The sequence below is a fragment of the Enterococcus sp. DIV1279b genome (assembly GCF_050531515.1).
GTDB lineage: Bacteria > Bacillota > Bacilli > Lactobacillales > Enterococcaceae > Enterococcus_D > Enterococcus_D casseliflavus.
In genome coordinates, this window is sequence record NZ_CP172891.1 from 3,603,494 (window position 1) to 3,612,500 (window position 9,007).

Sequence of the window (9,007 nt, forward strand, 5' to 3'; positions counted from 1 at the left end):
GCTGATCCCTCCTATTGTTTTACTTCTTCAATCAAGAGCGAAGAGAGCAACTGATAAATAATCGAATCATTGCCCGAATTAAAAATCTCCGTATTTAGATCATTCATAATGATCGAACCACTGATTTTTCCTAACATCTGAGAGCTTGTTTCATTGATAGGATACGGCGCAAGCATGACTAATAAACGGGTAACAGCGATTTCTTTTTTATCCATCGCTAAAAGAGGCAAAGGTTGTTTCAAGTCGAAAATACGAAAAACTGGTTGCAGGATCGCCGAGCTCGCCGCGTGAAACAAGGCAAAGTGAGTGTCAGGAATGCCTACTGGCGCTTGGAAGTAGCGCCGTAAGAGACGATCAACGACTTTCTCACGATCCAAAACAACATGTTCATCAAAAGACGTCAGCACCAGCTGCAACGTTTCTTCCAAGTCCGCTGGGTTATCAATGGCTTGCACTTGAAACAGCGCCAATAGCTGGTTAATGGCTTCGATAAAAGCCAAGACCGCTTCATAGGATTCCTCTTTGACCAAAGCAGAGGGTGCTTTTTTTGCGGAACGTTTTTTCTGACTAATGGCTTGGAAGGCCTTCTTCAACTCTTGAATATCTTCTTCTAGCAGGATCGGTGAAACGAGTTTGTACTCTCCTTGATACCCTGGCAGCAAGGAAGTCGAGATCACCAAGTCATAGGTCTCCTCGATATTTTCCCGTTTGACATCTCCCACTCGAAAGAAGGTGATTTGATTGATAAAGGGAAAATGTTTCCGCAGCTGCATCTCTAATAAACTGATGGAGGCTAATCCGCTAGGAGAGATCCCTGCAATATTGACTTCTAACACTTTCGGATTTTTTTCCAACGAATTGGCAAAATGCAAGACCATATAGGCGATTTCTTCTTCCGAGAACTGCTGCTGAGGAAAGACCTGCGGCAGATGATTGCGAATCCCGCTGGCGATCTCGACATACTGGTTCATGATTTTTTCTAGGATAGGGTTGTTCAAATGATCTTCTTCTAAAATAGCCCGCGTCATCACTCCTGAGATATGGGTCAGCAGCATTTTATACAAGTTCGTATCTTCATAAAACGCCACTTCCGTTTGCTCACTGACCAATTCGATCAAGCGTTTCACACGATAAGCCAAGTCAGTATCAAAATTGTCATCAAAAAAATCACGATCAAAGGAATTAGCAAAATCACCTAGTAACACGGCAAAAAAGACGATTTCGTTGATGGAATAAAGCAGTTTCGTCTTTTCGGCGATCTGAGCAAAAATCTTTTTCGCCACCTTCAGCAAGTCTTTGTTGATCTGACTCGGGTACGTCTCTTCTTCCACCGTGTAGCCCAAAGCTACCCGATCCATGGCTAGCGCCAGCATCAAGACGATAAACGCCAATTTGCGGTCACTAAGTTCCTTGAACTTCGGCTCGATGGTTTCTCGAATCAGCCGCTGGGCTAGCAATAGATGGTCACGGGACAGAAATTGAAAAATAAACGGGGCTTCATCATCGGTTTCCAGTAAATGGAAAAATTGGTACTCATTGATCTCCATCACTAGTGTATTGGCTGTGATCAACCGCCGATATTTTTCGGAGCCTTCGATCTCATACCCTTGATTGCGCACGATCCTTAACGGCAGCCGTGCGAGACTTTCTTCTAGCTGTTTGATATCTGAAAAAAACGTCGTATTGCTGATTTGGTAGCGATCCAAGAAGAAATGACTAGATACAGGCTTCGTGGCGGTAGTCAGTTGCAGCAAAATACGATGTTGTCGCTCACTAGCCGCGAATTCTTGATCGGTATCTGCCATAATGGCTTCTTGCAATTGGCGAATGCTCGTTTCTGATGCAAAAATTTGGAAATGACCACGACCGACCTTCTCTAAGGTAGCTCCTACTGTTTCCAGCGATTTTTCTAGATTAGCCAGTTCACGGTACACCGTTCGTTTACTGACTTTTAAGACTTGCATCATGCGATCTAAAGAAACTGGACCGGTACTGTTCATCAATTCCGTTAATAAAAGTGTTTCACGATTGGTCAAAAACATAGTCGACTCCTTCTGTCAGTAACTGACGATACGCATCTGTCGTCAATAAATCATCCACCACCAGTAAAGGAACATCTGGGATCGGGCACTTTTCTGCAAGTTCTTTCGGGAGGATATAGACTGCCGTAGGGTCAAGAGCTTGTCCTTCATACGCCATTTTTTTGATGGTCAAAGACAGCGCTTGTTGGCGGGCCATTTTTCTTAGTATCTCCACTGCCATCGTTTGTGAACCGCGTTTTTTTCCAGTATACAAAAAGATGATCGTTGAAACTCCTAGCGAACTTGCTGCCTCGGTTTGCAGCGATTTTTGCGGATCCTGTTCTCTTCTTTGTAATTCTTTAATCAGCGGGGCATACTCATCAGCCGCCAAAAAATTATCTAACACATAATGCTGTGCGTGTGGTGTCTGCTTTTGGGCAATAGCTGCTAATTCCCGTTGGGTGATCACCAAAAGCGCGGGATCATCGATCACACGATAAATCGATTGATAGCGGACAGGAAACGTTAGCTGGGCTTCTTGTAACTGTTTTTTTAGTATGCTGGCACCAATCGCACTGGACCCCATCCCTGCGTCACAGGCCACGACGATCTCCGTGACTTTCTTCATTTTCGGCATCTTACGCTCCTCATTTTCTGTATTGGACTTCCGTTTTAACAGCACACTAGCGATCGCAAACGATACGACCGTACTGACGACAATCCCAGCTAAGACACCTAGGATCATAGACGGCGGTGTATTGAGTAAAATCGCTAAGATCGAGCCCGGAGACGCAGGCGCTCTTAAGCCTACCCCTAAAAATTGGAAGATCAGCGTGCCACTGAAACCACCAACGATCGGACCGAGCAACACCCAAGGATCGAGCAGAACAAACGGGAAATACACTTCATGAATCCCACCAATAGCCTGCACAAAAACGGATGCTGCGGCATTCGTTCGGTTTCGCTTTGAACCAAAAAAAAGATACGCCGCTAAGACCCCTAATCCTGGACCGGGGTTGGCCTCGATCAAAAATAAAACCGACTGACCATTGAGTGCCGCTGCTTCGATCCCTAGCGGTGTAAATAGACCATGGTTGACAATATTATTGAAAAACAAAACCTTCAATGGTTCTACAATGATATGAATAAAGGGCAAAACGTTTTGCTGAACAAAATAATCAACGAGCTGATAGCTGCCGAGACTGAACCAATTAAAAAGCGGCGCCAATAGGAAGTAACTGCCTAAAAAGAGGAGTCCGCCAAACGCACCTGCAATAAAATTGCGCACCAGCATCTCATAGCCACTTTTGACTTTGCTCACGATCGAATCACTGCGGTACAATAGCCAGCCCGCTAGCGGTCCCAGCAGCATCGCCCCAAAGACCTGGGGAATATCCGTTGCGAGAATAGCCCCTAAGACCGCCACTGCTCCTACGACCCCACCTCGTTCAGGCGCCAACATCTGCCCACCTGTATAGGCGATCATGAGGGGCAGCAGCACAGTCAAGACCCCTTGTTCCATTTGCTGGATCACTTGTTGATCGACTGAGAAAAAAGGCAGCAGGAATGAAATCAGCATCCACGCAATAAAAATACTTAAATTCGGCATCATCATGCGAGAAAGATAATTCGTATAAAACTTAACCGTTATCATTTTTTCTCTGGAAGACGAGGTCTTGTTCATTTTATCCGCTTCCTTTCTCTTCTCTATTATAAGATGTTCTGGCAAGACTGAAAACAAAAAAAGCATACGTTTTTTAAAACAGAAATCAAAAAAAGCTGACGTAAAACGCCAGCTTTTGAAATAGCTTCAATTGATTTAGTTTACGCGTACCGCGAAATCTGGTGAGTAATAAGAGTAACTGCTAACAGAAACATTTTGACCTGGTGTTGGTGCATGAACGTATTGTCCGTTACCCATAGCGATCGCCACGTGGTGTGTGCTTCCGCGGCTACCCCAGAATAACAAGTCACCAGCTTTTGCTTCATTGATCGAAATCACCGTACCAGAAAATTCTTGTGCGTAAGTTACCCGTGGTAATGAGATCCCAACTTTAGCAAATACATATTGTGTAAAGCCAGAACAGTCAAAGCCGTCTGGTGTCGTACCACCCCATACATAAGGAGTACCAATGTATTTCATTGCTTCTGCTACGATTGCTGAACCGTTGACCGTTTGTGCGGGTGCAGGAGTATTGCTTGCACCATTGCCGCTATTGTTCGATCCTTGGTTGTTATTGCTATTGTTATTGTTGGCAGGAGTCGATGGTGTCGTATTTGTTGAACCGCCACCTTGTGATGAACTGCCTTGCGTAGTATCAGTCGTCGTACTAGAATTTGTTGTTGAGTTTGATGTCGTTGAATTCGACGTTGAAGACTCGCTTGATGCTGCTTCCTGAGTAGCTGCTTCAGCTGCTGCCGCTTCTTGAGCCGCTGCTTCTTGTGCTGCTTGTTCACGAGCTGCTGCTGCCGCCGCTTCTTCTGCAGCGATGCGAGCTTGTTCTGCTTCGTATTCTTCTTTTTGTTTTTCTAAATCAGCTTTTTCATCTTCTTTAGATGCTTGTTGAACAGCCAATTCCGCTTGCAAAACATTCAAATCAGCTTGTTTGGCTTGTAAATCCCCTAATTGTGTTTCTAATTCAAATTGGTTCGCTGCGATCTCTGCCAATTTATCGTCGTTTTCCGCTTTTTTCGCTTCAACTGCTTCTTGGTCTGCTTTTTGTTGATCTACAAGATCTTTGTTAGCATTGACGATCGTCGTCATTGCTTGCACACGGCCAATAGCATCTGTTAAAGAGTCAGCTTCTAATACTGCATCAATAAAGTTCGTGCTTTGACCATTGACTTGAACGTCACGGGCTTGTTTTTGGATCGCTTCTTCACGCTTTTCGATTCTGACTTTCAAATCAGCAATTTCTTGCTTCAACTTTTCAGAATCCGCACGCAAATCACCTTGTTGTTGCAACAAAGTTTGGGCTTTTTCATTGATTGCAGCCACGTCGCTTTCAAGTGCTACTACTTGTGACTGGATGCTCGCTTGCTGTTTTTGCAAGTCAGAGATCTCTTTATTTTTTTCTTCAATTTTATTGTCAAAATCTGATGCAAAGACAAGTGTCGGTGCTGCTGCAGAAGTAAGAACAATTGAACTTACTAACAATAAAGATAAAATTCGCTTTTTCACTCTTCATTCCTCCGGCTGTTGCTTCCCCTAATATGGTTTTTTTATGTATAAATGCTTAAGAATACCTAAAGTCCTTCACGTTAGTGTGATTGTAACACAGCCGTATGTCAGAGAGATAAAAGGAATATTACAAAAACATTTCAATCGCTGTTATTTTTATACAGTCAAACGCAAAAAAAATGAAGCTATTCGTCTTTGAATAGCTTCATGAATGGAACGACTAAAAGGATAAACAAAATGATGTTCAATAAAAGCGTTGGTGCTAGAAAGCGGGAAACAAAGAATGACGTGCTAACTGATGCGATCTTAAATAGCAACTGGACGCCCAACGTCACAACTTCTAAGCTTGTAACAAAGATGATCATTCCGAAAAACATGGTAAATACATTTTGATAAAGCGTATTTTGCAAAATATACATGATCCACACGATCAAGGGAAACGCCACCGTGTAGATGCCGATCACACCGACATAATACACGTCATAGAGGCAGCCGATCACAAGCGCCGTTGTGATCAAAAAGTTTTTCGGCAAATACTTCGCGCCACATAGAAGGGCGATCAATAAAAGATGCGCACTGGCGATATAATTGTCTTGAGTCCATTTTTCTAAAAAACGCGTCAGTTGTCCATCTGCCAGCATCATCAAAAAGAAGACGCCCGCTGCCAGGTATTTGATGTAGTCATGCTTTTTCATGGCTATTCCTCACCTGCCAAGCGTTTGATAATCGTTACTGCTTGAATATCATACATTTGGGCATACGGTTTTACAAATACTTGGGTATCAAGACCAAACTCATCTTTGGTGGTACGGATCACTGTTCCGATCGCTAAGTCGGCAGGCGAGTTTCCTCCTAATCCAGAGGTCTGCACGACATCGCCTTCCTTCAGCTCATTGTCCCCTGTCAACTGGGTAATGACCAAGGAACGTTCTTTTTGATCGTAACTACTTAGAATCCCAAAATTTGACCCATCTTCGCCGCTGATCCGAACCGGATAGTGGTTAGAATTCTGGTTTTCAGAAGTCAAAAGTTCAATTTTAGAAGAAGCCGCATTGACTTCTACCACACGACCAATCAAGCCTTTTTGCGACATGACCGCCATGTTGACCTCAACGCCGTCTCTTGAGCCTCGATCCACGATCAGCATATCTTGCCAAGTATCAGGTGACCGATTGATGACATTGGCGGAGATCCGTTCATAATTCGTCAAGGTCGCATTCAGCTCTAGCTCTTCTTTCAAGGCATCGATTTCTCTTTGCGCATTGTCCTTCGCTTGTTCCAATTCATCAAAACTGTCCAATTTCTCTTTTAAACGCTCATTTTCTTCATACGTCACAAACAAGTTTTTGACTGAATTCGCACCATTTTCGATCCAACGAAAAGGCGCCGTAATCACTTTATCGATAAAGCCAACGGAGTCATTGACCGTTGATTGCACAACATTGGTGGAGTTTCCCGCAGCTCTGCGGGCGATCGTCACGCTTAATACGGTGACAACTAAAATCACAATAATCAATGTGATGATAATATTTTTATTAGGATTAAACTTTTTCACAAAGACACCTCAAATAATTCCAAACTGTAGTTCCAATTTTACCATTAATACCCTGCAAACAAAAGCTAAGTTGACCGTCTTAATGTTTTTTTTGTAATTAAGTTTCTGAAATTTTCAACAAAAAAAAGAGACGTTCCGTCTCTTAATCACAACTTTGAATGACTGCTATCATCCCGCTGCTAAAGGAAAAACCTGCTGTTTGTGTCAGAAATTCATTGCTGGCATAAGAAGTTGGGTACGGCACTTGGACGTTTTCTAATAAATACTTGCTACCTGTCAACGTCAAATCTGTTACCGGCGTCAAACAGCAGTACGCCAAATACTGCATCTCGGGTTCTTTTTCCAATTGATAGGTGCCTGGTAAAAAGAACTGAACGACATTTTGACGATCTAAAAAACGCAGATTTGGGGCAAATGGACGAAACCGATCTTCTAAAGGCAGCCATAGATTGGCTAAAAGATGGTCGAGACGTCCTCCTGTTGCACCAATCAAGTCGATTTGCGCTTCTGGATAGCGACGCAACGTCTCCACCAATGCCAATTGGGTATCTGTATCATCTTTTTCAGCAGGAGCTTGGATCACTGTGTTGACTTGTTGTTTGACTGCTTGCAGTTCGCCTGCGGTCAAAGAGTCGAAATCACCAATCGCTAGATCGACTGGCCGTTGGTGCTGAAGCAAAAACAGTGCCCCGCGATCAATCCCAATGTATTTGTCATACGTCATCAGCGGTGGCCAATTTTCAGGACGCCCCCCTGCTGCTAACAAAATCTTCATTTATTGCAAAGCTTCTTTCAAGGCTCTGATTTGTGCTGCAGGTTCATCGGCATCATAAATATAGCTTCCTGCTACGAAGACATTTGCACCTGCTTCCAAGCAACGTTTGGCTGTCTCAGGAACGATCCCGCCATCTACCTCGATATCATAATGGTAGCCTTTTTCTTCTTTTAAAGCAGCCAGCGCTGCAATTTTTTCTAGTGATTCTTCAATAAAGGATTGTCCACCAAATCCAGGATTGACCGTCATGACTAACACTTGATCACACATAGATAAAACATGTTCAATGGCTGATACTGGTGTGCCTGGGTTGATGACGATTTCTGCTTTGACATTTTCTGCCACAATCATTTGGATCGCACGATGGATATGAGGTGTTGCTTCCGCGTGGATCCCAATGATATCTGCTCCAGCTTCCGCGAAGGCATGGATATACTTTTCTGGATCGGTGATCATTAGGTGAACATCCAACGGTAGTTTGGTAACTGGGCGAATCGCTTTAACGATGTTTGGGCCTAAGGTAATATTAGGGACGAAATGACCGTCCATCACGTCTACGTGAATATAATCTGCGCCATGGCGCTCTACCAGCTCAATGTCTCTTTGAAGATTTGCAAAATCGGCACTTAAAATAGATGGTGCTAGTTTTATCATGCTTTTCCCTCACTTTTTCTTCTTTTTATAAACCGGACGTCGGTTTTCAATCTCTTCTAAAAATTGCACGTAATTCTTATAACGAGTCTCGGCAATCTCATCTGCTGCAACCCCCTGCTTAACTGCACAATCAGGTTCATTAAGGTGCCTACATTCCCTAAAGCGACAGTTGGCAGCTACCGCTAAAAAGTCAGGAAATAGTTTGGGTAACTCCACCGCTTCGATTTCCAAAAAGTCGATCGAACTAAATCCTGGTGTATCGGCAACCAATCCATAACAAATCGGCAAGAGCTCCACATGACGGGTCGTATGTTTCCCCCGCCCGAGAGATTCTGAGATCACTCCTGTTTCCAATGCCAATTCTGGGACGATCCGATTCAGCAATGTCGACTTTCCAGCACCGGATTGTCCCATAAAGACGGTGATCCGCTCAGGAAAGTACCGTTGAAGTTCCAATAGATCTTCGCCTTCTGCTTTTGACGTGATCACGTGGTAGCCAATTGCTTGATAGGTCTCCTCAATTGCTTTCATTGCGGCAAGATCTTTCACAAGATCCGCTTTTGTCAAAAAGATGATCGGTTCGATCCCCTCATACTCTAACGTCACTAAAAAGCGATCCAATAGATTATAGGAGAAGTTCGGCTCAACTAGACTTGTCACGACCACCCCTTGATCCACATTTGCGACTGGCGGTCGAACCAGCTCATTTTTTCGCGGCAAGATCTCTAAAAGATAACCGTCTGTTTGATTGCTGCTTTCAAAGATCACTTCATCCCCCACCAAAGGAGTGATTTTTCGATTCCGAAAATTTCCTCGAGCGC

The 9,007-nt window shown here is 43.8% G+C and carries 8 protein-coding genes (1 of these 8 only partly in view); all 8 read right to left on the minus strand.

Translation table 11 applies throughout. The annotated features are described in order from the left end of the window. Window positions 1-11: 11 nt before the first annotated feature. Window positions 12-2,042: a BglG family transcription antiterminator gene (locus tag IGI71_RS17080; RefSeq protein ID WP_430616010.1), complete on the minus strand. Its 2,031-nt coding sequence runs from the start codon at window positions 2,040-2,042 to the stop codon at window positions 12-14. Beyond that, entirely contained in the window at window positions 2,023-3,771 is a 1,749-nt protein-coding gene (locus IGI71_RS17085) for a PTS sugar transporter (protein WP_430616011.1), read from the minus strand. The genes IGI71_RS17080 and IGI71_RS17085 overlap by 20 nt, the downstream gene beginning before the upstream one ends. Window positions 3,772-3,840: 69 nt before the next feature. Further along, window positions 3,841-5,202, minus strand: coding sequence for an NlpC/P60 family protein (locus IGI71_RS17090; RefSeq protein WP_373193384.1), 1,362 nt, complete (start codon window positions 5,200-5,202; stop codon window positions 3,841-3,843). Between the two features lie 185 nt (window positions 5,203-5,387). Beyond that, on the minus strand, window positions 5,388-5,897 hold the full coding sequence (gene mreD, locus IGI71_RS17095; protein ID WP_010748845.1) for a rod shape-determining protein MreD: 510 nt from the start codon (window positions 5,895-5,897) through the stop codon (window positions 5,388-5,390). Window positions 5,898-5,899: 2 nt separating this feature from the next. Further along, a complete protein-coding gene (gene mreC, locus IGI71_RS17100; protein ID WP_034869542.1) occupies window positions 5,900-6,757 on the minus strand; it encodes a rod shape-determining protein MreC in 858 nt (285 codons plus the stop codon). 142 nt (window positions 6,758-6,899) lie between these two features. Then, on the minus strand, window positions 6,900-7,532 hold the full coding sequence (locus IGI71_RS17105) for a thiamine diphosphokinase (protein ID WP_005230235.1): 633 nt from the start codon (window positions 7,530-7,532) through the stop codon (window positions 6,900-6,902). Then, complete coding sequence (gene rpe / locus IGI71_RS17110) at window positions 7,533-8,186, minus strand: ribulose-phosphate 3-epimerase (protein ID WP_430616012.1); 654 nt, start codon at window positions 8,184-8,186, stop codon at window positions 7,533-7,535. It abuts the gene before it with no gap. A 9-nt stretch (window positions 8,187-8,195) separates the two neighbouring features. Next, window positions 8,196-9,007, minus strand: partial view of a ribosome small subunit-dependent GTPase A gene (gene rsgA / locus IGI71_RS17115; RefSeq protein WP_430616013.1) — the 3' portion only. It continues 73 nt past the right edge of the window; only the last 812 of its 885 coding nucleotides appear in the window; its start codon lies beyond the right edge, outside the window; its stop codon occupies window positions 8,196-8,198.

Coding starts and splice junctions, on each gene's coding strand:
- IGI71_RS17080 (WP_430616010.1), bottom strand. CDS start 2,042: ATGTTTTTGACCAATCGTGAAACACTTTTATTAACGGAATTGATGAAC.
- IGI71_RS17085 (WP_430616011.1), bottom strand. CDS start 3,771: ATGCTTTTTTTGTTTTCAGTCTTGCCAGAACATCTTATAATAGAGAAG.
- mreD (WP_010748845.1), bottom strand. CDS start 5,897: ATGAAAAAGCATGACTACATCAAATACCTGGCAGCGGGCGTCTTCTTT.
- IGI71_RS17105 (WP_005230235.1), bottom strand. CDS start 7,532: ATGAAGATTTTGTTAGCAGCAGGGGGGCGTCCTGAAAATTGGCCACCG.
- rpe (WP_430616012.1), bottom strand. CDS start 8,186: ATGATAAAACTAGCACCATCTATTTTAAGTGCCGATTTTGCAAATCTT.